Source organism: Sphingobium sp. TomMM7A (assembly GCF_055397305.1).
On sequence record NZ_AP027311.1, the window covers coordinates 1474720 to 1499533 of the forward strand.

General features: G+C 62.3%; 22 protein-coding genes and 1 tRNA gene. 12 read left to right on the top strand and 11 right to left on the bottom strand.

Annotated elements, in window-relative coordinates:
* Window positions 1-16: 16 nt before the first annotated feature.
* From ACZ5ZH_RS07475 to ACZ5ZH_RS07510, 8 genes are all read left to right on the top strand, one after another.
* Complete coding sequence (locus tag ACZ5ZH_RS07475) at window positions 17-208, top strand: YezD family protein (RefSeq protein WP_449473523.1); 192 nt, start codon at window positions 17-19, stop codon at window positions 206-208.
* A 173-nt stretch (window positions 209-381) separates the two neighbouring features.
* Window positions 382-2862, top strand: a complete 2481-nt coding sequence (locus tag ACZ5ZH_RS07480; protein ID WP_464771082.1) for a TonB-dependent receptor — start codon at window positions 382-384, stop codon at window positions 2860-2862.
* 196 nt (window positions 2863-3058) lie between these two features.
* Window positions 3059-3931 carry a 3-methyl-2-oxobutanoate hydroxymethyltransferase gene (panB, locus tag ACZ5ZH_RS07485; RefSeq protein WP_464771083.1) on the top strand — a complete coding sequence of 291 codons (873 nt, stop codon included), beginning with the start codon at window positions 3059-3061 and terminating at the stop codon, window positions 3929-3931.
* Window positions 3932-4005: 74 nt separating this feature from the next.
* A complete protein-coding gene (locus tag ACZ5ZH_RS07490; protein ID WP_464771084.1) occupies window positions 4006-4704 on the top strand; it encodes a tetratricopeptide repeat protein in 699 nt (232 codons plus the stop codon).
* A 10-nt stretch (window positions 4705-4714) separates the two neighbouring features.
* Window positions 4715-6064 carry a PQQ-binding-like beta-propeller repeat protein gene (locus tag ACZ5ZH_RS07495; protein WP_460986214.1) on the top strand — a complete coding sequence of 450 codons (1350 nt, stop codon included), beginning with the start codon at window positions 4715-4717 and terminating at the stop codon, window positions 6062-6064.
* 116 nt (window positions 6065-6180) lie between these two features.
* On the top strand, window positions 6181-7560 hold the full coding sequence (gene der / locus ACZ5ZH_RS07500) for a ribosome biogenesis GTPase Der (protein WP_449473531.1): 1380 nt from the start codon (window positions 6181-6183) through the stop codon (window positions 7558-7560).
* Window positions 7547-7762, top strand: a complete 216-nt coding sequence (locus ACZ5ZH_RS07505) for a sulfurtransferase TusA family protein (RefSeq protein ID WP_449473533.1) — start codon at window positions 7547-7549, stop codon at window positions 7760-7762. Before der ends, ACZ5ZH_RS07505 begins: the two co-directional genes overlap by 14 nt.
* Window positions 7763-7846: 84 nt before the next feature.
* Window positions 7847-8287 carry an Hpt domain-containing protein gene (locus ACZ5ZH_RS07510; RefSeq protein WP_449473535.1) on the top strand — a complete coding sequence of 147 codons (441 nt, stop codon included), beginning with the start codon at window positions 7847-7849 and terminating at the stop codon, window positions 8285-8287.
* A gap of 26 nt (window positions 8288-8313) precedes the next feature.
* Here the strand turns inward: ACZ5ZH_RS07510 and ACZ5ZH_RS07515 are convergent.
* A protein-coding gene (locus ACZ5ZH_RS07515; RefSeq protein ID WP_464771085.1) for an IS5 family transposase occupies window positions 8314-9074 on the bottom strand; the annotation gives its coding sequence in 2 pieces (ribosomal slippage) (window positions 8314-8741 and window positions 8741-9074; 762 coding nt in all).
* Between the two features lie 115 nt (window positions 9075-9189).
* Here ACZ5ZH_RS07515 and ACZ5ZH_RS07520 point away from each other — a divergent pair.
* Window positions 9190-10179, top strand: a complete 990-nt coding sequence (locus ACZ5ZH_RS07520; RefSeq protein WP_464771086.1) for an LLM class flavin-dependent oxidoreductase — start codon at window positions 9190-9192, stop codon at window positions 10177-10179.
* Here ACZ5ZH_RS07520 and ACZ5ZH_RS07525 read toward each other — a convergent pair.
* Window positions 10172-11269 (bottom strand): acyltransferase family protein, encoded by a 1098-nt coding sequence (locus tag ACZ5ZH_RS07525; RefSeq protein WP_464771087.1) that lies wholly within the window; start codon window positions 11267-11269, stop codon window positions 10172-10174. The genes ACZ5ZH_RS07520 and ACZ5ZH_RS07525 overlap by 8 nt on opposite strands.
* Before the next feature lie 222 nt (window positions 11270-11491).
* Between ACZ5ZH_RS07525 and ACZ5ZH_RS07530 the strand changes: the two genes are divergently transcribed.
* Window positions 11492-13144, top strand: a complete 1653-nt coding sequence (locus tag ACZ5ZH_RS07530) for an ATP-binding protein (protein WP_460986218.1) — start codon at window positions 11492-11494, stop codon at window positions 13142-13144.
* Window positions 13145-13147: 3 nt separating this feature from the next.
* Here the strand turns inward: ACZ5ZH_RS07530 and ACZ5ZH_RS07535 are convergent, their stop codons facing one another.
* From ACZ5ZH_RS07535 to ACZ5ZH_RS07555, 5 genes are all read right to left on the bottom strand, one after another.
* Window positions 13148-14599 carry an MATE family efflux transporter gene (locus tag ACZ5ZH_RS07535; protein WP_460986219.1) on the bottom strand — a complete coding sequence of 484 codons (1452 nt, stop codon included), beginning with the start codon at window positions 14597-14599 and terminating at the stop codon, window positions 13148-13150.
* Window positions 14600-14634: 35 nt separating this feature from the next.
* Window positions 14635-17334: a valine--tRNA ligase gene (locus ACZ5ZH_RS07540; RefSeq protein ID WP_464771088.1), complete on the bottom strand. Its 2700-nt coding sequence runs from the start codon at window positions 17332-17334 to the stop codon at window positions 14635-14637.
* 108 nt (window positions 17335-17442) lie between these two features.
* On the bottom strand, window positions 17443-17919 hold the full coding sequence (locus ACZ5ZH_RS07545; RefSeq protein WP_464771089.1) for a DUF2497 domain-containing protein: 477 nt from the start codon (window positions 17917-17919) through the stop codon (window positions 17443-17445).
* Window positions 17920-17937: 18 nt separating this feature from the next.
* Window positions 17938-19398, bottom strand: coding sequence for a TolC family outer membrane protein (locus ACZ5ZH_RS07550; protein ID WP_464771090.1), 1461 nt, complete (start codon window positions 19396-19398; stop codon window positions 17938-17940).
* A 15-nt stretch (window positions 19399-19413) separates the two neighbouring features.
* Window positions 19414-20046, bottom strand: coding sequence for a protein-L-isoaspartate O-methyltransferase family protein (locus ACZ5ZH_RS07555; RefSeq protein ID WP_460986223.1), 633 nt, complete (start codon window positions 20044-20046; stop codon window positions 19414-19416).
* Window positions 20047-20235: 189 nt separating this feature from the next.
* On the opposite strand from ACZ5ZH_RS07555, the gene ACZ5ZH_RS07560 reads away from it, so the two are divergent.
* Window positions 20236-20309: transfer RNA gene (locus ACZ5ZH_RS07560), tRNA-Cys, on the top strand.
* An 8-nt stretch (window positions 20310-20317) separates the two neighbouring features.
* Here ACZ5ZH_RS07560 and ACZ5ZH_RS07565 read toward each other — a convergent pair.
* Window positions 20318-21112, bottom strand: coding sequence for a sulfite exporter TauE/SafE family protein (locus tag ACZ5ZH_RS07565; protein ID WP_464771091.1), 795 nt, complete (start codon window positions 21110-21112; stop codon window positions 20318-20320).
* Window positions 21113-21279: 167 nt separating this feature from the next.
* Between ACZ5ZH_RS07565 and ACZ5ZH_RS07570 the strand changes: the two genes are divergently transcribed.
* On the top strand, window positions 21280-21954 hold the full coding sequence (locus ACZ5ZH_RS07570) for a glutathione S-transferase family protein (RefSeq protein WP_196224182.1): 675 nt from the start codon (window positions 21280-21282) through the stop codon (window positions 21952-21954).
* Between the two features lie 246 nt (window positions 21955-22200).
* Here ACZ5ZH_RS07570 and ndk read toward each other — a convergent pair whose 3' ends face one another.
* The 3 genes from ndk to ACZ5ZH_RS07585 all read right to left on the bottom strand — a co-directional run bounded on the left by ndk (window position 22201) and on the right by ACZ5ZH_RS07585 (window position 24595).
* Window positions 22201-22623, bottom strand: a complete 423-nt coding sequence (gene ndk / locus ACZ5ZH_RS07575) for a nucleoside-diphosphate kinase (protein ID WP_009820765.1) — start codon at window positions 22621-22623, stop codon at window positions 22201-22203.
* A gap of 89 nt (window positions 22624-22712) precedes the next feature.
* Window positions 22713-23150: a DNA polymerase III subunit chi gene (locus ACZ5ZH_RS07580; protein WP_464771092.1), complete on the bottom strand. Its 438-nt coding sequence runs from the start codon at window positions 23148-23150 to the stop codon at window positions 22713-22715.
* Entirely contained in the window at window positions 23150-24595 is a 1446-nt protein-coding gene (locus ACZ5ZH_RS07585) for a leucyl aminopeptidase (protein ID WP_464771093.1), read from the bottom strand. Before ACZ5ZH_RS07585 ends, ACZ5ZH_RS07580 begins: the two co-directional genes overlap by 1 nt.
* Between the last annotated feature and the right edge of the window lie 219 nt (window positions 24596-24814).

A 24814-nucleotide genomic window follows, 5' to 3' on the forward strand; every position in this document is an offset into this window, starting at 1 on the left:
GGGCCATGAGGTGCTTATGAGTGACAGCCCATCAACAGAATTTGCCCGCAACGGCCGCGCAGATGGCCAGCGGGCGGACATTTCCGTCAGCATCGAAAAGGTTCGCGGCGTTCTTGAAGCACTGCGTTTCGGGTCGATCACATTGACCGTGCATGATGCCCGCGTCGTCCAGATCGACGTGACGGAAAAGACTCGTCTCACCGCCTAAAAAAGGCGGGGGCCTTTAAGGGTTGCAAAACCGAGCCGCCGGACAGGCGGTTAATGATAGGCGGCAGGGGTGGGCCGCCAACTGTCCAGTACCATTCCCAGACCATCGGTGTTGACCGGCCAACCGGAAACGCCGCGATCAACATTCACCGGACCTCCGGAAGGGGAATTTTTATGATTGCGCGTTCTCTGTTGCTCGCCGGCGTGGCGAGCGCATCCATCTTTGCGTCCAGCGTTCATGCAGAGGAAGTGCCTGCGCCAGTTGCCGATGCAGCAGTCCCGGCCGCCGACGCGGCCGAACAGCCTGCCAATCCTCGCGGCGACGTGATCATCGTCACCGCCCGCCGCCGTGCCGAAACGGCGCAGGAAGTGCCGCTGGCGATCTCCGTAATTCGTGGCGACAGCATCGAAGCGACCGGCAATTTCAACGTCGTGAAGCTTCAACAGCTGGTCCCGACCTTGCAGGTATATACCACCAATCCCCGCAACACCTCGGTCAACATCCGTGGCCTTGGCGTGCCGTTCGGCCTCACCAGCGACGGCTTCGAACAGGGCGTGGGCATCTATGTCGACGACGTCTACAATTCCCGCGTCGCCGCCGCGACTTTCGACTTTCTGGATGTGAACCAGGTCGAAGTGCTGCGCGGCCCGCAGGGCACGCTCTACGGCAAGAACACGACGGCGGGCGCGATCAACATCACGACCAACCAACCGACCTTCGATTTCGAAGGCCGTGCGGAACTCAGCGTCGGCAACCTCAATTACCGGCAGGCAAAGGCCGCCATCTCCGGCCCGCTTTCCGACACGGTCGCCGCCCGCCTCGCGGTCGCCGCGACCAGCCGGAGGGGCACGCTCTACAACGTCACGTCGCAGCGCTGGATCAACGAACAGGACAATCTGGGCTTGCGTGGCCAGTTGCTGTTCCAGCCCAACGACGATTTCAGCATCACCCTGTCAGGCGACTATAGCAAGCAGGACCCCGAATGCTGCGGCACCACCTTCGTCCGCGTCGGCCGCACGCAGCGCCCGCTGAACCGTCAATATGACGCTCTCGCCGCAGCGCAGGGCTATGTCGTGCCCAGCCGCAATCCCTATGACCGCCTGTCCGACCTCGACAGCAACCTGAATGCTGGCAACAAGATCGGCGGCGTTTCTGCGCGGGTGAAGTGGGATGTCGGTCCCGGCACGCTGACCTCGGTCACCGCTTGGCGCTTCTGGGACTGGAAGCCGGAAAATGACCGCGACTTTACGGGCCTGCCGATTGTGTCCAAATCGCAGAACCCCTCGCAACAGAACCAGTATAGCCAGGAATTCCGCTACAATTACGAAAGCCAGAAGATCGACTTTGTCGTCGGCCTCTTCGGCTTCAAACAGCGGATCGACACGCAGGGCACGGAGCAGCAGGGGGCAGCAGCCGCCAAGTGGAGCCTTGCACCCTCGTCGGACCCGTTGAACCCGGCCAACAACCCTGCAACGCTTGCGGGCCTCACCGCCAGCAACACGCAGTGGCTCAAGAGCGAGAGCGCCGCACTGTTCGGTCAGCTCAGCTGGAAAGTCACCGACGCGCTGACGATCCAGCCCGGTCTCCGGCTCAACTATGATAAAAAGTCGGGCTTCTACCAACGTGTCGTGACGAACGCGCTGGGTCAGGCGATCAGCTGCACCACGCCACCGGCGCCCGGCACGATCGCGGGCACCTCGCAGCAGTGCGGCGTCTATCAGCCGCAGGTAAGCGCCCCTTCCGACAGCGCGTGGAACTTCACCTACGACTTCAACGTCAACTACAAGTTCGCGCGGGACGTCCTCGCCTATGCGACCTATGCCAAGAGCTTCAAGACGCTGGGCATCAACCAGAACGGCTTGCCGCTCAACCTGGACAATACGGTCAACTATGATGCCGCAACGGTGAAGCCGGAATCGGTCCAGCATTTCGAAGTCGGGCTGAAAACCCAGCTGTGGGATCGGCGCGCGACCTTCAACATCTCGGCCTTCCGCACCACGATCAAGGACTTCCAGGCGACCGTGAACGGCGGCCAGTTCGGCACCGTGCGCGGCTACCTTGCCAATGCCGAAAAGGTCCGGTCGCAGGGCATCGAGGCGGACTTCAAGGTGGTCGCCAGCGATCGCTTCACCGCCTATGCCAACGCGGCCTATACCCACGCCAAATATAAGAAGTTCACCAACGCACCCTGCCCGCCGGAACTGTCCGGTGGACCCTCGCAACCTTCTGGCGCCACGCCCGATTATTCGCAGCCGGGCGTTCCGGGCGCTGCCAGCCCTCGCCAGTGCGACATCTCCGGTCAGGACCTGCCCGGCGTGTCCAAATGGGCTTTCTCCTACGGCGCGGAATATAACATTCCGGTGACGCTGCTGGCGAAGGAAGGTCAGGTCTATCTGGGCGTCGACGGCAACTACCGCTCCCATTGGAACTCGAACGCCTCACCGTCACGCTATACCGAAGTGAAGGGCTATGCCCTCACCAACTTCCGCGCAGGCTTCCGCGGCGAGGGCTTCGATGTATTCGGCTGGGTCCGCAACGCCTTTGACGTGAACTATATCGAAAATCTTCAGGTTGCTCCCGGCAACACCGGCCTGATCGCTGGCCAGCCTGGCGATCCCCGGACTTGGGGCGGGACGATCAAATTCTCGTTCTGATACCGTAACGATGTTCTCCCCCTGCGGGAGCGGCACAGGCCCGCCGCTCCCGCATCTTTTTGGTACAGGGGTTCGTCATCCCAGCGAAAGCTGGGATCTCAGGCAAAGCCTGGCCCAAGGAGATCCCAGCTTCCGCTGGGATGACGGAATTACAACCCGATTTGCGCCCGCCACCCCACTGGGGTACATCGCCTTCATGTCCACCACCTTCACCCTCGACACCTCCACCAGCCGCGCCAATCCCACGCCCGCGCCGATGAAGCGTCTCACCGTCCCCGCGATCCAGCGCCGCAAGGCTGAAGGCAAGACGGACGAGCCGCTGGTAATGCTGACCGCCTACACCGCCCGGCAGGCGCAGCTGCTCGATCCGCATTGCGACATGCTTCTGGTCGGCGATTCGCTGGGTCAGGTCATCTACGGCCTGCCCTCGACCCTGCCCGTCACGCTCGACATGATGATAGCCCATGGCGCCGCCGTGGTCCGGGGCAGCTACCACAGCCTCGTCCTCGTCGATATGCCCTTCGGCAGCTACGAAGCCTCCCCCGCCCAGGCCTTCGCCAGCGCCAGCCGTGTCATGGCCGAAACCGGATGCGCCGCCGTCAAGCTGGAGGGCGGTCAGGCAATGGCCGAAACCATCGCCTTCCTCACCCAGCGCGGCATCCCCGTCATGGCCCATGTCGGCCTCACGCCTCAGGCCGTCAACGCACTGGGCGGCTATGGCGCGCGCGGCAAAAGCCAGGAAGAACATGCCAAGATCATGGACGACGCCCGCGCCGTCGCGCAGGCTGGCGCGTTCGCCGTGGTCCTTGAAGGCGTGATGGAAGACCTCGCCGTCGCCATCACCGACAGCATCGACATTCCCGTCATCGGCATCGGCGCATCGGCCCATTGCGACGGCCAAGTGCTGGTCGCCGAGGACATGCTCGGCATGTTCGAACGTGTGCCGCGCTTCGTGAAGCGATACGAAAACATTGCCGAAACCATCAGCAATGCAGCCGAACGCTATGCCGTCGAAGTACGCAATCGCAGCTTTCCCACCGCAGATCAGGTCTATCGCCCCAAAAAGTGATTTGCGCTAAGCGCCACCGCCGCTATTGATCGCGCCTTCCGCGAGCTTTTTCTGACGCATATCTGGAGACCCACGTGGCCCTGACGCCGCAAAATAGCGAAGCATTCATGCGCGAGGTCGATGAGGCCGTGCGTCAGGACCAATTGCTGACCTTCTGGCAGCGCTTTGGCCGCTGGATCGTCGCGGCCGTGGTCATCGGCCTCGTTGCCTTTGCGGCATGGCTTTATTGGCAGCATTACAGCGCCACTCAATCGCAAGCCGTGTCCGAAGAAATGGACAAGGTCATCTCGGCCGCTGCGGGCGGCGGGACGCCCGATGCCAAACAACTCGACACGCTGACCGACGCCAGCCAGCCCGGCTTCCGCGCGTCAGCCCAGCTCGTGAAAGCTGGCGTCGCCGCGCGCAAGGGCGACAACAAGGCTGCGATCGCCGCTTACAAGGCAATGGCAGCGGACAGCTCGCTTGATCAGCCCTATCGCGACCTCGCCCTGATCCGCCAGACCACGCTGGAGTTCGAGACGCTTCAGCCGCAACAGGTGGTCGATCGCCTCAAGCCCCTCGCCGTTGAAGGCGCGCCATGGTTCGGCAGCGCGGGCGAACTGGTCGCCATATCCTATATGAAGATGCGCAAGCCCGATCTTGCTGGCCCGCTGTTCGCAGCGATGGCAAAGGATGCCACCGTGCCTCAGTCGATCCGTTCACGCGCGCGACAGATGGCGGGCTTATTGGGCATAGATGCAGTCGAAACGTCGGCCGTACCGGGACAGGGATGAAGATAAGCGCATGGGGATGCACAGCATGACGAAATTTGCGGGCACGCGCCGGGTCCTGACCGTCGCCGCGATGGTCGCGCTATTGGCGGGCTGCGGCGTCATCGGGGGCAAGAAGGGTGGACCCAAGACCCCCGTGGTCGGCAACCGCGTATCCATCCTGACCAACGAGCAAGGCGTGGAGGTCGACCCGACCCTGGCCGATGTGCCCGTGTCGCTTCCCGAAGCCTATGCCAACGACCAATGGTCGCAGCCGGGCGGTAGCCCTGCCAAGGCGATGGGCAATCTTGCGCTGAGCACCTCGCCCGCCACGGCCTGGACCAGCTCGATCGAGGGCAGCACGCCTCGCGCGCGTCTCGCCTCCTCACCCGTGATCGCCAATGGGAAGCTCTACGTCATCGACGCGGGCGCCCATGTCATCGCCTTCGATGCCGCGACCGGCGCGAAGCTCTGGCAGACTGCCCTGCCCGCCGAAGGCAGCGGCCGCGCCTTGTTCGGCGGCGGCGTCAGCATCGTCGATGACAAGGTATATGCGAGCACCGGCGTGGGCGACGTAGCCGCGCTCAGCGCCGCAAACGGCTCCATCCTGTGGAAGAAGCGCCCCGGTGGCCCGCTACGCGGCGCACCGACGCTCGCTAACGGCCATGTCTATGTCATGGGGCAGGACAACCAGATTTTCGCGCTCAACCAAAGCGATGGCGAAGTGCAGTGGACCGACAGTGGCACGTTGCAGGTGACCGGCGTGTTCGGCGTCGCCGCCCCCGCCGCTGCGCAGGGCACTGTGATCGCGGGCTATAGCTCGGGCGAACTCACCGCCTACCGCTATGAAAATGGCCGCACGCTGTGGGGCGATGCCCTTTCGCGCACCAGCATTTCAACGGCCGTCGCCTCCCTCACCGACATCGATGCCAATCCGGTTATCGACCGTGGCCGCGTCTTCGCCATCGGTCAGGGTGGCCGCATGGCCTCCTATGAACTGGTGAGCGGCCAACGCCTGTGGGAAATCAATATTGCGGGCATCTCGACGCCGTGGGTTGCGGGCGAATGGGTATTCGTCGTGACCAGCGATGCAAAGCTGCTCTGCGTCGCCCGCGCGACCGGCAAGATTCGCTGGATCAGCCAGCTTCGCCGCTGGGAAAAGGAAAAGAAGAAGGCGAACGCCATCCGTTGGACGGGTCCCGTTCTGGCAGGCGGTCGCCTGATCCTGGTATCCACCCATGGCGATCTCAACTATGTCGATCCGGCAACGGGCGCCGTTCAATCGGCAGTTGATATGGACAAGTCCATGTCGCTTTCCCCCGTTGTCGCCAACAACATGCTTTATATCCTTGCTGACAACGGCAAGCTGACGGCGTTTCGTTAACGCCTTAGATGATGTTAGATAAGCGTGCTCCTGCGCAGGCGGGAGCCCAGATCCGCCGTTTGGACTGGGCTCCCGCCTGCGCAGGAGCACCGTCATTTTAAAGGAAACGGGCTATCATGCTGCCCACAGTTGCCATTGTAGGGCGGCCCAATGTGGGCAAGTCCACCCTCTTCAACCGGCTCGTCGGCAAGAAGCTGGCGCTGGTCGATGACCAGCCCGGCGTCACGCGCGATCGGCGGGAAGGGCAAGCGAACCTGCTCGGCGTCGATTTCACCATCATCGACACCGCCGGTTATGAGGACGAGGATCCTCAGACCCTCCCCGGCCGGATGCGCATGCAGACGCAGGCGGCGGTCGAAAATGCCGATGTCGCCCTGTTCGTCGTCGATGCACGCGCTGGCATCACCCCGTTGGACGAGGAAATCGCCCGCTGGCTACGCGAAGGCGACGCGCCCGTCGTGCTGATGGCCAACAAGGCCGAGGGCAAGGCCGGTGACGACGGCGTGATGGAGGCATTCAGCCTAGGCATGGGCGACCCCATCCCCTTTTCCGCCGAACATGGTCAAGGACTTGCCGACCTGTTCCAGGCGCTCCTCCCCTATATCGACCGGGAGGATGAGGAAGAAGAGGAAGCCGAACCGAGCGAGGCCGATCTGGAGGCCGCTCCGCTCAAGCTCGCCATCGTCGGCCGTCCCAATGCGGGCAAATCGACCCTCATCAACCGGCTGCTCGGCGAAAACCGTCTGCTCACCGGCCCCGAAGCAGGCATCACCCGTGATAGCATCGCGGTGGACTGGACTTGGACAGACCCCCGCAATGAGGAGGCTGAACCCCGCCCCGTCCGCCTGATCGACACCGCTGGCATGCGCAAGCGTGCGAAGGTGCAGGACAAGCTCGAAAAGCTCGCAGTTTCGGACGGTCTGAACGCTGTGAACTTCGCCGAAGTCGTTGTGCTTCTGCTCGATTCCACGCGCGGGCTGGAAGCGCAGGACCTGCGCATTGCCGACAAGGTGCTGGAGGAAGGCCGCGCCCTCGTCGTCGCGCTCAACAAATGGGACACGGTCGAGCATGGCTCGGCCCTGTATCAGGGCATCAAGCAGGCGCTGTCCGACGGCCTCGCGCAGATACGCGGCGTGCCGATCATGACCGTCTCCGGCGCGACCGGAAAGGGCCTGGACGACCTCATCCGCGTAGCCTTCGAAACACGCACCGCCTGGTCTCAGCGCGTCTCCACCGGCATCCTCAACCGCTGGTTCGAACGCGCGCTGGAGGCCAATCCGCCCCCCGCCCCCGGCGGAAAGCGGATCAAGCTCCGCTACATCACCCAGAACAAGACCCGCCCGCCCACCTTCGTGCTATTCGGCACCCGTCTGGACGAACTACCGGAAAGCTACCGGCGCTATCTCGTCAACGGCATCCGCAAGGAACTGGGCTTCGGCGCCGTGCCCGTGCGCCTTACGTTGCGCAGCGCGCGCAATCCCTATGCCACCAAATGATACCGCCTATGTGAATGCCAGGGGAATGAAATGCCCCTGGCCCGCATTGCGCGCCGCCCGCGCGATGCGGTCGGCCAATGCGGTAACGGTCGAAGCGGACGACCCCAACGCCGCCCGCGAATTGGAGGCGCTTACCCGGCAGCATGGCTGGAATTTCTCCGCCGCTGCTGGCGATCGCTTTGAATTGTCGCGTAAATCCTGACGCCAACCTTGTTCTGACGCCTCCGCTTAACCTGCTGTTTACGCGCGGCTTCTATGCTGAAGTCGAAACAGGGAGTGTGACAGGGTGTCGTATCAAGAGGCAGAACTGGTCAATCAGGCCGATCTGGCAAAGTCCCGGTCGGAACTGGGCAGCGCATTTCTCCGGATTCTCAGCTATTTTCGCGAGGATGGCGACAAGGCCATTGGCGCGATCGAGCAGGCGATCCGCGAACGCAATGCCATCGCGCTCGTCACGCCCGCTCACACATTGAAGGGCGAATCGGCTCAATTTGGCGCCCATCGCTTGAGCAGCATGGCCGAACGCATTGAAATGGTCGCGCGCCGCTGCGTCGAAACACGCGAGGGTCCTGACGAATTGATCGAGGTTGTCGTCAGTTTGCGGCCCTGCTTTACCGAGACAATGTCCCTCCTCGATCACGACTCCAATCCGTTGGTCGCACGTCGCCCCGCCACATTTGGCCGCCGATCCGAACCACCGTCGCAGGGGTTCGGCCGCGTAGGCTGATCTTAGCTAACATCTAGGTTCAGGACTCATTGATTGATCCAGAAGATGACGGTTGCGGCGATGCAGATGGCGGACATGAAGGTGTGGGCACAGCGGTCGTAGCGTGTGTGGATGCGGCGCCAGTCCTTGAGCCTGCCGAACATATTCTCGATCCTGTGGCGCTGGCGATAGAGCACGACATCATGCGGTATCAGGATCTTCCGATTCTTCTTCGAGGGGATGCAGGCGGTGATGTCGCGCTCCGCGAGCGCCTTGCGGAACCAGTCGGCGTCATAGCCTCGATCACCGAGCAGGGCTTTGGCGTGGGGCAAGGCGTCAAGCATCAGGGCAGCGCCTTTGTAGTCGCTCATCTGCCCCTCGCTGAGCAGCATGACCAGCGGTCTGCCTTGACCGTCGCATACGGCGTGAAGCTTCGAGTTCAGACCGCCTTTGGTGCGTCCGATACGTCTGGGAACAGCCCCTTTTTGAGCAGACTGGCTGCGGTTCGGTGCGCCTTCAAATGCGTCGCATCGATCATCAACTGGTCAGGCTTGCCGCCCTTGGCCGAAAGGGCAGAGAAGATCTTGTTGAACACGCCGAGCCGACTCCACCGGATGAAGCGATTGTAGATCGTCTTTGGCGGGCCGTAGTCGGCAGGCGCATCGCGCCACCGCAGGCCGTTTCTAATCACGAAGATGATGCCGCTGATGATCCGACGATCATCCACCCGTGGCACGCCGTGCGACAGCGGAAAATACGGCTCGATCCGACGCATCTGCGCCAGCGACAACCAGATCAGATCACTCATGGTAACGCCTCCTCGCGCCACCATTGAATCAACCAATCCTCGTCCCCGCAAGCAATTTAATAGGTCCTGATCCTAGGTATTGAAATAAAACGGATCATCGCCCCATATCCGGGCAATGATCCGTTTTTCCGTTCTGGACCTCGTCCCCGTCATTGAAGGAAGCACCGTTGGCGAAGCTCTCGTCAACGCCGCGGCCTTCGCCGTTCATGCTGAACAACTCGGCTTCCATCGCTATTGGGTTGCCGAACATCACGGCATGCCGGGCATCGCATCGGCCGCAACTTCGGTAGTGCTGGCGCATATCGGACAGGCGACATCGACCATCCGCATAGGTTCGGGCGGCATCATGCTCCCCAACCATGCCCCCCTGCTGATAGCCGAACAGTTCGGTACGCTCGCAGCGCTTTTCCCCGGTCGAGTAGACCTTGGGCTAGGCCGCGCGCCCGGATCGGACCAGCGGGTGGCTCAAGCCATGCGCCGCACGCTTTCCGGTGGGCCGGATGAATTTCCGCGCGACGTGCTGGAATTGCAGGCCTATTTCGCGGGTGACGGAAGGCTCGGCTTTCAGGCGACGCCCGGCGCGGGCGAAGATGTGCCACTTTGGATCCTCGGGTCCAGCCTCTACGGCGCCCAACTCGCCGCCGCGCTGGGCCTGCCCTATGCCTTCGCCTCCCATTTCGCTCCTGGCGCGCTTGAGGACGCGATCGCGGTTTACCGTCGCGACTTCAGGCCATCGGCCCAGCTTGATCGCCCCTATGTGATGGCAGGCTATAATATATTCGCGGCGGATAGCATGGAAGAAGCGCAGCTGCTCGCCACCTCCATGCAACAGGCCTTCGTTCGTCTCCGCACGGGGCAGCCGGGCAAGTTACAACCACCCGTGCCCGGCTATTTCGAAAGCCTGCCACCCGGCGCGCAGGCGATGCTTTCGGATGTCCTGAGCGCCACGTCGATCGGCCCGCAGGACAAGGTCCAAGAGGATCTTGCCGCTTTCGTAGAGCGGACGGGTGTCGATGAATTGATCATCGGCGGGCAAATCCATGATTTCAGTGCCCGCAAGCGTAGCCTGGAAATCGCCATGGCCGCCGCCAAAGCGATTAGCTGACCGCCGAGGCTCCCTGCAAGCGTCCGCCGCTCAGCACCTTTGCCAGACCCGGCCAGGCACGGCTGAGAAGCGATCCCAACAGCAATACCGCGATCAGGACCAGCAAGGGCTGAATCAACAGATAAGCGGGATAGAAGGGCGAACCGAGCTTCCCGAACAACACGCCCAGCAACGGCCCGCCCAGCCAGATCAGGATCAGATGCGAACAGAATAGCAGAAAGGCGAAAGGCTCGATCCTCAACAGCATTCCCCGCACGGGACTTCCCGCCAGCCCCCAGGAGAGCCGCCAGAAACAGGTGGCCGCCGCAACACGCACGGCGAGGTCAAGCAAGCCGACGCCCATGGCCGATCCCTGCGCCGCTTGTAGGGAAAAATGAAGCTGCACGGCCATCAACAACAGGAAAGGCATGGCCGCTGCGGCCCAACCCAGTCCCGCAACCCGCTCCGCCAACCCGGTTCGCCGGGCCATCATACCCACGACAAAGAAGAACAGGATCGCCGGGCGCATCAGCACCGGCGGCCCCCATCCCGCCAGTTGCGCGACCGCTGCAACAGCAGCAACGCCAATCAGCACGCGATTGGGTAGGCGAAGCAGCAATGGAGCAATGACCATGCACAGGAACAAGTCGCGCAGGAACGGCATCTGCACATTGATGTCCGGGTTCCGGGTCACGACGAACAGCTCCTGAAACAACCAGTCAAACGAGACCGGCACAGGCGCTGACAATCCCAGCGACCAGGCCGCGCCGGATACCAGCAGGATGCCAAGGCCATTCCACAGGATCATTGGCAACAGGATCGTCCGCGCCTTTTGCAGCACATGACGGAACCAGCTCTGCGCGCGGGACGATCCCGCTACCAGCCAGCCGGAAATGACGCCCAGCAGCGGCACTGCGCTGCGCCCGAATATTTCCATGAGCAGCCAGCGCAGATTTTCCTGCGGTGTGCCGCGGGCGATTTCCAGATCATGACCGTTCAACCCGGTCCAGGCGTGCACATAGACCACACCCAATATGCAGATCACCCGAGCTATCGAAATCGCATCGGATCGGCGCACCGCGTCGGCCGTCATCAACTGGGTCAAAGGCATATCCTGATCTTGCGGCAGTCAGCGGCCGATACGGATGGCGAACGATTCGCGCCAGAGCAGGTGCCCGAACGCGCGGCGGAATGTGGCGATAGCGGGGTTAACAGGGTCGCGCGATCGCAGGCGCAAAACGTCGGCGATAAGCCATTTCTTTACCTATGTACGACTACACAGGCAGGCCGACTTCCGGCAGCGCGCGCCGGAAATCAGATTTAAGGGGGGTGTATGAGCCACATGCCGGGAGCTGCCGAATTCACGCACGGCCAAACGAAGCCTGCCGCAGCCAACGCCATGGGCGCGGTTTTTCAGATAGCCGGTTCCAGTTCCAAGGTGCTGATCGACGCCGCCTCCATTGCAACTCTCGCACATGATAGCGACCCCTGCACGGCAATGGCGGGGCAAGTCGGCAGCCAAGTAAAAATGCGTGTAGGCAGTGCATGGCTCATCGCCAGCGTGCGCTCCATGGCGATGGATCGGCAGGACAGCGGCCTGATCATCGCTGACGTCGATTTTCTGGGCGAAGGTGACGAGGAACCGCTTACCGGTCGCATTCATCACTTCCGTCGCGGCGTCACCCGCTATCCTGCACCTGGCACAGAAATTTTCCCCGTATCCAGCGCCGACATGCAACAAATCTACGCCGCCGATGACCGGCCCCACGTGCAGATCGGCACCGTCTACCCCACGACAGACACGCGTGCCGCGCTCTATGTCGATTCGATGCTGGGCAAACATTTCGCCCTGCTGGGTTCGACCGGTACGGGCAAATCCACCAGCGCCGCTCTCATTCTTCACCGCATTTGCGACCTGTCACCCGAAGGCCATATCGTGATGGTCGATCCCCATGGCGAATATGGTGCGGCCTTTGCCCAGAATGGCGCGGTCTTCGACGTAGGCAACCTCGCTCTGCCCTACTGGCTGATGAATTTCGAGGAGCATTGCGAGGTTTTCGTCACCTCCGAAGGCTCCGATCGCACGGTCGACTGCGACATTCTCGCGAAATGCTTGCTCGCCGCGCGGCAGAAGAACCGGCTGGCGGAAAGCATCGGCAGGCTGACCGTCGATTCGCCGATCCCCTACCTGCTGTCGGATCTCACCAACATCCTGCAAAATGAGATGGGGAAACTCGACAAGGGCACGGGCGCCCTCCCCTATATGCGGCTCAAGACCAAGATCGACGAGATCAAGGCGGACCCGCGTTACAGCTTCATGTTCTCAGGCATGCTCGTCGCGGACACGATGCAGGAATTTCTGGCAAAGATCTTCCGCCTGCCATCGGGCGGGAAGCCGATTTCGATCATCGACGTGTCGGCCATGCCGTCGGACATCACCTCCGTGGTGGTATCGGTACTGTCCCGTCTGGTCTTCGATTATGCCATTTGGGCGCGGGACGAGGCTCAGCGGCCGATCCTGCTCGTCTGCGAAGAGGCGCACCGCTATATTCCGAGCACAACCACCGGCACCGGCCAGGCCGTCCGCCGCATCCTGGAGCGTATAGCCAAGGAGGGCCGCAAATATGGCGTATCGCTTGGCCTCATCACTCAGCGACCGTCGGACCTTGCCGAAGGCGTGCTGTCGCAATGCGGCACCATCATTTCCATGCGCCTCAACAATGATCGCGACCAGGCATTCGTGAAGGCCGCCATGCCCGAAGGCGCGCGCGGTTTCCTCGACTCCATTCCCGCGCTCCGCAATCGAGAGGCGATCATCTGCGGTGAGGGTGTCGCGGTGCCCATCCGCGTCGCGCTGGACAATCTGGAGGAGCACCGGCGGCCCGCATCGGGCGATCCGAGCTTCACGGATCTTTGGCGTCAGTCCGGTGGAGAGGCAGACATTCTCGACCGCACTATCACCCGCTGGCGCAGCCAGGGACGATAAGCGTCAGCCCGCAGGTGCGAACCGCCCTGCGGGTTCGCTCTCCGCGCTGATGCTTTCCCGGCACTCTTCCTCATGCACGGGGACGAGCAGCGTCGCCTTGCGCCAGCCGCCCTGCAGATAGGCGAGACCTGCAATCAGAAGGGCTGATCCCGAACTCACAGGGAAGCTCAACCACAAGGCATTGGCGCCCAGATACGGATAGCTGAAGTGATAAAAGCCAAGGCGAACGCCGAACAACGTGACGGTAAGGATCAATAGCGGCCTCACCACGACGCCATTCGCCCGCATCACCCCGAACAGGATCATCGTCGCGCCGAACAGCATATAGCTCCAGGTCGCAAGCAACTGCATTTTCCAGGCGGCATCGATCGCGGCCCTGTTGTCGCCAAGGAAGAGCGAGAGCAACGGCGCGTGAAACAACAGGATCACGCCAATCATCGCGCCCGTAATCAGCAGCAGATAGCCCAATCCATAAGCGGTAATCCGGCCAATCCTGTCCCACCGGCCCGCACCGATATTTTGCGCCGCCATGGCGCTGACAGCCGCACCCATGGCCATCGCAGGCATCTGCAAATAGGTCCAGATCTGCTGCGCCGCGCCATAAGCCGCCGTAACGATAAGCCCTTCGCGGTTAACCAGACCGATGATCATCAGGCCAACAGCCGACATGACGATCATCTGAAGCCCCATCGGCAACCCTTTGCCCAGCAGGATACGCAATTGGTCCGGCGCCGGGATCAGATAGCGCAGTTCCGGCCCCCGCAAGCGCAGCGGCAGGTCCTTGGCATATACATAGAAGATCAGGCCAAGCAGGCTGGCGATGCCGGCCGCCGCCGTGGCCGCCGCTGATCCGCCGATGCCCATCGCCGGAATCGGCCCCAGCCCAAGGATGAATACCGGGTTCAGCACCAGATCGATCCCGACGCTGACGAACATGAAGATCAACGGCGTGCGCGCGTCCCCAGCTCCCCGCAATCCCATCATCATCATGACGCTGATCAACGTTGCGGGCATCGCAATGAAAATCACGCGCAGATAGATCAGCGCCATGTCAAATGCTTCGGCAGGCGTTCCCAGCAGGTGCAACATTGCGGGCGATGCAGCCCATCCGGCCGCAGCGACAACGGTGCCCAATATGGTGCAAAAGCCCGTCGCTGACCCGAAGGACCGGCGGGCGGCATCCATATCGCCCCGACCCGCCGCCTGGGCGATCACCACGGTCGATGCCATGCCGAATCCGAACACGATGGAAAACATCAGGAACATGGTGATGTTCGCGTTGGCCGTGGCGGCAAGAGCCTGCGCGCCCAGAAAGCGGCCGACCCAGATCGCGTTGATCGATCCATTCAACGACTGAAGCACATTGGACGCCAGCGTCGGCACGGCAAAGACCAGCAAGGACGACGCGATAGGCCCGTTTACCAGGTCCCTTGTTTCACGCTTCCCTGCCGCCATTCTTGCCCTCCCCTAAGCGCTTCATCATTAACCGATCAGGCCAGACGATCCAGCGCCGCCGCCAACCTGTCCGCCTCCGCGGTTTTCTCGGCATGATCTTCACGCGCCTTGGCCACCGCCTCGGGCTTGGCCTTTTCCACGAAACTCGGATTGGAAAGACGCCCGGAAAGCGAATCCCGTTCCTTTTCCGCAGCGGCGAGAGCCTTTGCCAGCCTCGCCTTTTCCGCAGCGATGTCGATCACGCCCTCCAGCGGGAGGATGAAGGTCGCCTCATCGACAACGATCTGCGCCGCGCCACCAGCTACGCTATCGCCAAAGGACAGGCTCTCCACCCGTCCCAAGCGCGCCAGGGCCGCCCCCTGCCGATCGATGCGGCGTCGCGTTTCTTCCGACGCTTCGCTGACTACGACATTCAGCTTGGCGCCCGGCGGCACGTTGAGTTCCGTTCGCGCCGTGCGCATCGCGCTGATCAAGCGGATCAGCCAGTCAATTTCTGCCTGCGCCTCGCTATCGACGGCATAGAGCGCTTGCGGCCAGCGGGCGACGATCAGTTCCGTCTCACGTGTGCCGGTCAGGTTCCACAGCTCTTCGGTGATGAAGGGCATGAAGGGGTGGAGCATGACGAGGATCTGGTCGAACGCCCAGCCCGCGACAGCCTTTGTCTCATCGTCCATCGAACCCTTGGTAAGTTCGATGTACCAATCGCAAAACTGGTCCCAGACGAAATGATAGATGGCATTCGCTGCTGCGTCGAAGCGCAGCTCGGTCATGGCGGTGTCGATCGCCTGAACGGTCGCCACCGTCTCGGCAATGATCCAGCGGTTGACCGGCGCCGCGGCGGCAGGCGCCTCATGGCTGCTCGATGCGGTGACACCGTTGGATTGCAGGAAGCGCGCCGCGTTCCAAAGCTTGGTCGCGAAGTTGCGATAACCCTCGACCCGCTTCTCATCCATCTTCACGTCGCGGCCCTGGCTTTCCATGGCGGACATGAAGAAACGCAGCGCGTCGGCGCCGAACTTGTCGATCAGGCCCAGCGGATCGACGACATTGCCCTTGGACTTGGACATTTTCTGCCCGTCCGCCGCACGCACCAACCCATGGAGGTAGAGCTTGCGCCAAGGCACATCGCCCATGAACTCCATCCCCTGCATCGCCATGCGCGCATCCCAGAAAAACAGGATGTCGAAGCCGGAAATCAACAGGTCGTTGGGATAATGGCGCGACAGCGTCTCGCCCTGCTCGGGCCAACCCAGCGTACCGAAGGGCCACAGCGCCGAGGAAAACCATGTGTCGAGCACATCGGGATCGCGAACCAGCTTTTTGTTGCCAGCAAGCGCCTGCGCTTCCTCCTCGCTTTCCGCGACATAGGAATTGCCATCCTCATCATACCAGGCGGGAATCTGATGCCCCCACCAAAGCTGGCGCGACACGCACCAGGGCTGGATATTCTCCATCCAGTTGAAGAAGGTCTTTTCCCACGTCTTGGGGACGATCTCGATCCGCCCGTCTCGCACCGCCTGCATTGGCGCGACAGCCAACTTCTCGGCATCGACATACCATTGGTCGGTCAGCCAGGGTTCGATCACCACGCCCGAACGATCACCGAACGGCGTCTGGATGGTGCGCGGCTCGAAATCGGCTTCGACCTCCTCGCCGTCCTTGTTCTTCGTGACATGCGGCACCAGCATGCCCAGCGCCTTCATCTCCGCCACGACCAGTTCGCGGGCGCCATTGACGCCATCGCGCTTGAATCGGTGCAGCCCCAGGAAGCGCTCCGGTATCAATCCATCTGCCGTCTGCACGACATTGGCGTCGGCATCGAACATGTTGAGCATCTCCGCAGCGCGGAAGCCCGCTCGCTTGCCCACCTCAAAATCGTTGAAGTCATGCCCCGGCGTGATCTTGACCGCGCCAGACCCCAGTTCGGGATCGGCATAGTCGTCCGCAACCACCTTGAAGCGCCGCCCCGTGATCGGCTGGAGAATATCCTTGCCGATCACGTCCTTGTAGCGTGGATCGTCAGGATGCACCGCCACCGCCATGTCGGCCAGCATCGTCTCCGGCCGGGTTGTCGCAACAACGATATGATCCGCGCCGTTGGCCAGCTTTACGCCATCCGCCAGCGGATAGCGGAAATGCCAGAAGCCGCCCTTCACTTCCTGCGTCTCGACCTCAAGGTCAGAAATCGCGGAGCGGAAACGCGGGTCCCAGTTCACCAGCCGCTTGTCGCGATAGAGCAGACCGCGCTCGTGGAGTTCCACGAACACCTTGATGACGGCTTTCGAAAAGCCCTCATCCATGGTGAAGCGCTCGTTGGCCCAGTCCATCGAGCAGCCGAGCCGCCGCAGCTGGCGCGTAATCGCGCCGCCGCTCTCGGCTTTCCACTCCCAGACCTTCTCGAGGAACTGCTCGCGCGTGTAGTTGGTGCGCTTGTCCTGCCGCGCCTCCATCTGCCGCTCAACGACCATCTGGGTCGCGATGCCCGCATGGTCAGTTCCCACGACCCACAGCGCGTCCTTGCCCCGCAGCCGCTCGTACCGGATCACGATGTCCTGAAGCGTGTTATCGAGCGCATGGCCGATATGCAGGCTGCCGGTCACATTCGGCGGCGGATTGACGATGGTGAAGGGTTCGGCATCCGGCCGTTCAGGACGGAACAGGCCCTTCTGCTCCCAATGAGCATACCAGCGGGATTCGATTTCGGCGGGGTCGAAGGTCTTGGGCAGTTCGGTCATGGAAAGGCGCCTTAAAGCCCCTTCCCTGACCATTCCAGCGCTTTTACCGCCTTGCAGGCGTCAACCGAGCCAATGCGCGATAAGTTGGAACGCGGAGAGCCTGCCAGATCAGCGGCCAGTGATGCGGGCGATTTCCTTTGCCACCATGTCTTCCACCAGCGCGGGAAGGCGTGCATCCAGCCATTCCTTCAACATCGGCTTCAACATGGACCGCACCAGACCGTCCAGCGTGTTATCCTCGCCATCCTTGGGCGTTACCAGCATGGACGAAAGCGCCGAAAGCGAATGCCGCGCGGCCACTTCGCTTTCAACCGAGAGGATTGAGCTTTCCTCAACCGGCACTTCGACCTGCGTTGCACGGCCAGTCTTGTGGGCAGGCATCGGCTCCTCCGCTCCAACCTCGTCAGTCAGTTCCAGCACTTCCTCGACCGCAGGTTCGGCGGGTTCGGCAGCCTGCTTGGGTGCGGCGTCGGATTTACCCCGGCGCGACACCGCCTGCGCAGCCTCCTCGCCTTCCTCGGCAATGATGCGCTTGATGGACGAAAGAATGTCCTCCATCGAGGGTTCCTTGCTCATGTCGCCCATGAATAACCCCTGTTAACCTTAAGGTTGTTGCGCCAAACCAGCAGGCACATTGGCATTTTGTGCAGGCGTGTCAACGGTTCTGGTCGCTTCCGGCTTGGGTGCGGGACCGAAATCCCAATCGAACCACTTGCCCTTGACCCGATCATAATTAACCATGGGATCATAGAGCGTGCCTGCTTCCAGGCTGAGGTCGTCCGCTTCCGCATGGCCCATCGCGGCCAGCAGACTGAAGCCCGCGACATAGGCGTTACGGCGAGCAGACACCAACTGCACCTTGGCGTTGAGCGCTTCCTGTTCCGCATTCAATATGTCCAGGATGGTGCGGCTACCGACAGAATTTTCCGCGCGCACCCCTTCAAGCGACAGATTGGCCGCCTCGACCGCCTTCTGGTTGGATTCGATGCTTTGCAGCGATGCCTGCCAGCTCGCATAGGCTGACCGCGTTTGAGCGATGACGCCCCGCTCGACCTCTATTTCCTGCTCCATCGCCCGCGATTCGAGCGCCTGGTTCTGGCGCACCTGCGCGCCGGGCCGGCCGCCCTGATAAAGCGGAAGGCGCAACGTCGCTCCCGCGACCACCTGCTTGTTCAGCTGCGACGGATCGGTCGGGTCATCAAGTGATCCCAGATAATGGGTATAACTGCCCTGCGCGAAACCGGACAGCGTCGGGAGGACGCCTGCCTTCGCCACCCGCACGTCATAGCGAGCAGCTTCACGCGCCTTTTTCGCGGCGACGAGGTCAGGATTGTCGGCAAGCGCCACCTGCACCGCCGTTTCAGGCGTAACAGGAAGGCCGGGGAGCGGCGGCGGCGGCTGCAAGTCATCCGGCGTCGCACCAACCAGGGCGATGTAATTTTCGCGGCTGGCGATCAGGTTCGCCTGCGCCGTCTGCAGGTTGGATCGGGCCAGCGCGAGCCGCGACTCGGACTGGGCGACGTCCGTGCGCGTCAGATCGCCCACTTCGAATCGGTCGTTCGTTGCCTGCAAATTGACGCCGAGCGCGCTGACATTCGCCAGATTGAGCGACACGACCGCGCTGTCGCGGATAACGTCCATATAGGCGGCGACAACCTGGGAGAAGATCGATGCCTCGGTCCCGCGCAGATTGGCCTGCCCCGCCTGCACGCGCACCTGGGCAGCCTTCACCCCGTTACGCACTGCGCCGCCCTGATAAATTGGGACGTTCACCGTAGCGGTGCCGACGAGCGAACGATCAGGCGCGAGGAAGGACCGCGCGGGCTTTACCAGCAACTCCTGATATTCGGTGGTGGTGCCAATATTGGGCCGCCCATCCGCCTTGCGGATCGGCACAGTCTCATCCGTCGCCCGTTGCTGCGCCCGGGTGCCGGTGAGCGTGGGGTTGGAACGGTAAGCCTTTGCCAGGGCGCCCTGCAGGGTTTCGGCCTGCGCGATCCCAGCGTTGAGGAGCAGCAGAGCCGTGGCGGCCGAGTGCCGAAGAAACACCTGCTTTGCCGTCATGACCCCCCCAGCCGGTTAAAAGACGAAACGCTCCGGCGCCGCAAAACCGGGCAGGATGACCATCTCAAGGTCGGTCAGGCTGACAAGACCCAGAATACCGGAAACCACCCGCCCGCTGCACAGGCGTGTAACGCCGCGCTCGACAAGACCGGTCACCACACGCGCACCATCGGCAAGCTGCCCGACAAGCGTCGCGGGCACTTCCTGCACCGCCCCATCAATGAAAAGTATGTCATAAGGCGCGCCCTGCGGATAGCCCGCTTCCAACGGGCCGCGCATGACCGTGGCGCCATTGCCTGACAATTGCGGACCATCCTCAGTCTCGACTGCCGTCACCTGGGCGCCAAGAGCGGCCAGAAGTGCCGCGCTATATCCCGTGGCCGCGCCGATGAGCAGAACGCGATCGCCCTCCTCCACCTGCGCTTCCTTGAGCAGCCGTCCGGTGGCCAGCGGCGGATTGAGCGCACGGCCGGAGGAAAGCGGAATCGAACGATCGACATAGGCCATCGCGCGCCGTTCAGCAGGTACGAAATCTTCCCGCGGCACGCGCGCCATCACGGCGATCACCCGTGGGTCATCGACATCGCTGGTGCGAAGCTGGCTTTCGACCATGGCGGCCCGCATCGATGAAAAATTCTGCTCGGTCACGATACTACCTCGATTGGCATAACTGTATTGGCATGGCAATACAGCGCTGACATTACCGGAACGTCTAGATCACGCGACAAGCAACGCCAAGCGGCTTTCCACGCCCGTGAGCGATAATCTTGGGATCGGTCAACATGGCCGCGCTTGACTTTGCATCAAAAGCCGCACATTTGCGGCCACCCACGCCGAGGCCCGATGGCGGAGTGGTTACGCAGAGGACTGCAAATCCTTGCACGCCGGTTCGATTCCGGCTCGGGCCTCCAAAGCTGCCTCATCCTGCGATAAGGCGCCAGCCCACCAGAACCAGGATGATCGCCAGCAACGGCTGAAGCACGCGATCCGATGCGCGCGTCGCCAGCAGCGATCCGATAATGATGCCCGGGATCGATCCGATCAACAGGTTGGCGAGCAGCATGCCATTCACATTGCCAATCCACAGATGGCCCAGCCCCGCCGCCAAGGTCAACGGCACGGCATGGACAATATCAGTCGCCACTAACCGTTGCAGCCGCATGCGGAGCGGGTAGAGCGCAAGGAGCAATGTCGCGCCGATCGCCCCCGCACCCACGGAGGTCAGCGTTACCATCCCCCCCAGCAGCGCACCCGCGGCAACCGTCAGCGGAGGCTGCCAACGCGTAAAGCGATCGGCGGTGCCAACGCGGCGAGCCAAGGCCCAAAGGTGGAATCGCCCGCGTAGCAGGGTTGCAACCGCCGTGACGATCAGGACGCCACCCAGCGCGCTCGTGACGATGCCGCTCTTGATCTGCTGCATATGCGTCTGGGAAAGGATCAACAACGTGATCAGCGCGGCGGGAAGGCTCCCCAGGCACAGGCGCTTCACCACCTGATAGTCCGGCCCGCCATCCGGCCCGCCGTGACGGTGATGGATCGCACCGCCCACTGACTTGGTAATGGCCGCGAACCAGAGGTCGGTGCCGACCGCCGTCGCCGGTGCCACGCCGAACAGCAGGATGAGGATTGGCGCCATCAGCGACCCGCCGCCAACGCCCGTCATTCCGACCATGATTCCGACGAACAGGCCCGCTATTCCATGCAGCCAGTCCATAATCCCCCCCTCTCGGCGTTCAGTTCGCCGCTGCGCCATACGACGACGTCCATGATGCCGCCAAGCCCCGCACAAAGTATTTTCTACCAAAACAATATAGAAAGTGACTCAAATGCGCCGTCCGGTTGCTCTCGACACCCCTTCCTTCGCCCGTCTAAAGAAGGGCGATGATGAAGCTATTCATAGGCAACAAGGCATATTCCAGCTGGTCTCTGCGCGGGTGGCTCGCCTGCAAGCTCAGCGGGTTGCCGTTCGAGGAAGTCGTGGTCCCGCTTTATGATGAAGCATGGGAAAGACGGCGCGAAGGCGATGAATTCGCCCCTTCGTCGGGCAAGGTGCCCATATTGTGGGACGGCGACGACACCGTTGTCTGGGACAGCCTGGCGATCATCGAATATCTGAACGAGAAGGCTGGCGGCGACAAATTCTGGCCCACCGACACGGCGGCGCGGGCGATGGCCCGGTCCATGGCGGCGGAAATGCATTCCAGCTTCGCGGCGCTGCGGCGCGAGCACAGCATGAACATCCGCCAGATTTACGACGCCGTGCCGCCCTCCGAAGCTGTCGCGCAGGACATCGCCCGCATCATGCAGCTATGGGCACAGGCCCGGGCTCGTTATGGCGGCGTGGGCGATTTCCTGTTCGGCGAATTTGGCGCGGTGGACGTGATGTTCGCCCCGGTCGTGACGCGCTTCATAACCTATCAGCTGCCCGTCGCACGCTTTGCCGAAGCCTATATGCAGGCGGTCGTCAATCATCCCTGGATGCAGGAATGGATCGGCGGCGCACAAGCCGAGGAATGGGTGATCGACCGATTCGAGGCGCCGCCGGTTTCGAATTGAGGTTGCGGCGGACCCTTCCTAAATCCTCCCTGCGCGAAGCGTGGGGAGGGGGACCAGCCGAAGGCTGGTGGAGGGGAAAATGCGCGGCGTCAGTCCATTTCCCCTCCACCATCGGCTACGCCGACGGTCCCCCTGCCCATCTACCGATGGGGAGGACTTCAATGTCCGCAATCCAACCAAATCCGATCACAAAAAAGGGCCGGCGGACTTACGTCCCCGGCCCTTCTTTCATCCTGATCGATTAGATCAGCCGACGATTTCTTCGGGCTTGAAGAAATAGGCGATCTCGATCGCGGCATTTTCTTCGCTGTCCGAACCATGGACCGAGTTGGCTTCGATCGACTCGGCATAATCCTTGCGGATGGTGCCTTCGTCGGCGTTGGCCGGGTTGGTGGCGCCCATGATGTCGCGGTTGCGCTTCACGGCGTCTTCGCCTTCCAGAACCTGGACGACGACCGGGCCGGAAATCATGAAGGCCACCAGATCAGCGAAGAAAGGGCGTTCCTTGTGAACGGCATAGAAGCCTTCGGCCTGCTCGCGGCTCATGCGGATGCGCTTGGACGCGACAACGCGCAGGCCTGCTTCTTCCAGCTTCTTGGTCACAGCGCCGGTCAGGTTGCGGCGCGTGGCGTCAGGCTTGATGATCGAAAAGGTGCGGGTCACGGCCATAAGGCTCAAAAGCTCCGGATTGTTGGAATTGGCGCGCCCTTTAGACCGCGCCGCTTCGCACCGCAAGGGGGCGTAGCCGCCCCGCTTGCTCACGGACCCTGCACCCATTTCCCCTGCTCCTGCCGCCAGAAGCGGGGCGTCGCCCCCTCCCGCTTCGACAGGGCACGCCAGCTTTCGCGCGCGCCATCGACGGTCAGCGTGTCGAAAAAGTAGAAAGCGCGCTCGAAATCGAGCGCCTCTTCACGCCATAGGCCATCGGCAATCGCGACGTGCCGGGCACCGTTCGCAGGGCTGCAATCCTGCGCCAAAAGTACCGGCTGCATCGCCTCGCCGCCCTCCCCCGCCCGGCCGTGGGCAAGGAAGCTTTCCGGCGGCCCGTTCCACAGCCCAGCCGAAATGCGTTCCAGCTGTTCCTCGTCCTGCGCGACCACCAGCAACCGTTCACCGAGGCCGAGTATGCGCGCCGCAATGGCGGGCAGCACCCGGTCCACAGGATCACGGCTAAGCTGGTAGAAATCGACCTGCATCAGCGCTCAAACTTGTCCGCCACCAGACGATCGATCAGGCGCACACCATAGCCGGTCGCGCCCTTGTCCCAGGTTGCGCCGGGCTTGTCGGCCCACACCATGCCCGCAATGTCGAGATGAGCCCATTTGACCCCATCATCAACGAATCGCTTGATAAACTGCGCTGCGGTGATCGATCCGGCATAGCGCGCGCCCATATTCTTCATGTCCGCGATCGGGCTGTCGATCAGCTTGTTATAGGCGTCGCCGAGCGGAAAGCGCCAAAGCTGGTCCCCCGCCGCCTTGCCAGCAGCGAGCAAATCCTCGGCAAGTCCTTCGTCATTGGCGAACAGCCCGGCATATTGATCGCCCAACGCCACGATCATCGCGCCGGTCAGGGTGGCAAGATCAATGACAACCTCGGGAGAATAGGTTTTCTGCGCCCAGGTGATCACGTCGCACAGCACCAGCCGCCCTTCGGCATCGGTGTTGATCACCTCGATCGTTTGGCCCGACATGGAGGTCACGATGTCACCGGGACGCTGCGCGTTACCGTCCGGCATGTTTTCCACAAGGCCGCAAACGCCGATGACGCGCGCTTTCGCCTTGCGCCCCGCGAGCGCCTTCATCGCGCCCGCGACCGCGCCTGCGCCGCCCATGTCCCACTTCATGTCTTCCATGCCCGCGCCGGGCTTCAATGAAATACCGCCGGTATCAAATGTCACGCCCTTGCCGACAAAGACGATGGGCTTGTCGCCCGCGCCGCCCGTGCCATCCCACTCCATCGCCAGCAAACGAGGCTCACGCACTGAACCCTGCGCCACGCCGAGCAACGCGCCCATGCCCAGTTCCGCCATCGCCGCCTTATCGAGAACGGTGACCTTGACGCCCAGCTGCTCCAGATGACGGCAGCGTTCGACGAAGCTTTCCGGGTACAGGATGTTCGCCGGTTCAGAGACCAGCTCGCGCGTGAAGGTGACGCCATCGGCCACCGCCGACAGCCTTTGCCAATGCGCATCCGCGTCATTCGCAACGACCGACAGCTTCATCAATGTCGGCTTTGTCTTTTCCGGCTGTCGGGTGCGATAGGTATCGATCCGCCAAGCACGCAGAGATGCTCCAAAGGTAAAATGAGCCGCCTTATCGCCAGCCGCGCCGCCGAAAAACTCCACTGCGGCATGGCTCGCCCCGCTCGTCAGCAGGCGTGCCGTCAGCGCCGCGCCCGCCCGTTCATAATCGGCCTCGCTCCCGCTGCCCGTGCCGACAAGAACGATGCGCAGCACCTTGCCACCCTCTTCGGCGAAGCTTTCAAAGCTTGCCCCCGCCTCACCCGCGAAGCGCGCCGCCGCCGCACCCGCCGCCAAAGTAGGCGCCGCCACGATCGGCAAGGCATCGAAACCGCCCTTGGGAACGGCAAAGACCAGCGTGTCGGCGTCGGGACGCACCGGGGTGAATGCGATTTCCATCAAGGGTCCTTTCTTCTGCTTTTCTGATCGTGTGGCGCTAGGAACGCTCCATGCCAGATAATGTCGCTTGCCCCATCTGGCAAAGCCGTTCGACCGATTTCCGGTAAAAGAAGCGTGACGAAAGATTGCGGCGCGCGCAAAGCAATGCGATAGGCGGGCAACGAAGCGCCCCTGAAGAGGCACGATCCCCTTGCAGAATTTTTCCCGTTCCTCGCGTCT

Excerpts from the sequence above, each read along its gene's own strand:
- ACZ5ZH_RS07520 (WP_464771086.1), top strand. The coding sequence starts at position 9,190 with ATGATCCGTTTTTCCGTTCTGGACCTCGTCCCCGTCATTGAAGGAAGC.
- ACZ5ZH_RS07545 (WP_464771089.1), bottom strand. The coding sequence starts at position 17,919 with ATGGGCGACATGAGCAAGGAACCCTCGATGGAGGACATTCTTTCGTCC.
- ACZ5ZH_RS07540 (WP_464771088.1), bottom strand. The coding sequence starts at position 17,334 with ATGACCGAACTGCCCAAGACCTTCGACCCCGCCGAAATCGAATCCCGC.
- ACZ5ZH_RS07495 (WP_460986214.1), top strand. The coding sequence starts at position 4,715 with ATGGGGATGCACAGCATGACGAAATTTGCGGGCACGCGCCGGGTCCTG.
- panB (WP_464771083.1), top strand. The coding sequence starts at position 3,059 with ATGTCCACCACCTTCACCCTCGACACCTCCACCAGCCGCGCCAATCCC.
- ACZ5ZH_RS07580 (WP_464771092.1), bottom strand. The coding sequence starts at position 23,150 with ATGCAGGTCGATTTCTACCAGCTTAGCCGTGATCCTGTGGACCGGGTG.
- ACZ5ZH_RS07565 (WP_464771091.1), bottom strand. The coding sequence starts at position 21,112 with ATGGACTGGCTGCATGGAATAGCGGGCCTGTTCGTCGGAATCATGGTC.
- ACZ5ZH_RS07585 (WP_464771093.1), bottom strand. The coding sequence starts at position 24,595 with ATGGAAATCGCATTCACCCCGGTGCGTCCCGACGCCGACACGCTGGTC.
- ACZ5ZH_RS07570 (WP_196224182.1), top strand. The coding sequence starts at position 21,280 with ATGATGAAGCTATTCATAGGCAACAAGGCATATTCCAGCTGGTCTCTG.
- ACZ5ZH_RS07525 (WP_464771087.1), bottom strand. The coding sequence starts at position 11,269 with ATGCCTTTGACCCAGTTGATGACGGCCGACGCGGTGCGCCGATCCGAT.
- ACZ5ZH_RS07550 (WP_464771090.1), bottom strand. The coding sequence starts at position 19,398 with ATGACGGCAAAGCAGGTGTTTCTTCGGCACTCGGCCGCCACGGCTCTG.
- ACZ5ZH_RS07505 (WP_449473533.1), top strand. The coding sequence starts at position 7,547 with ATGCCACCAAATGATACCGCCTATGTGAATGCCAGGGGAATGAAATGC.
- ACZ5ZH_RS07480 (WP_464771082.1), top strand. The coding sequence starts at position 382 with ATGATTGCGCGTTCTCTGTTGCTCGCCGGCGTGGCGAGCGCATCCATC.
- ndk (WP_009820765.1), bottom strand. The coding sequence starts at position 22,623 with ATGGCCGTGACCCGCACCTTTTCGATCATCAAGCCTGACGCCACGCGC.
- der (WP_449473531.1), top strand. The coding sequence starts at position 6,181 with ATGCTGCCCACAGTTGCCATTGTAGGGCGGCCCAATGTGGGCAAGTCC.
- ACZ5ZH_RS07475 (WP_449473523.1), top strand. The coding sequence starts at position 17 with ATGAGTGACAGCCCATCAACAGAATTTGCCCGCAACGGCCGCGCAGAT.
- ACZ5ZH_RS07535 (WP_460986219.1), bottom strand. The coding sequence starts at position 14,599 with ATGGCGGCAGGGAAGCGTGAAACAAGGGACCTGGTAAACGGGCCTATC.
- ACZ5ZH_RS07530 (WP_460986218.1), top strand. The coding sequence starts at position 11,492 with ATGAGCCACATGCCGGGAGCTGCCGAATTCACGCACGGCCAAACGAAG.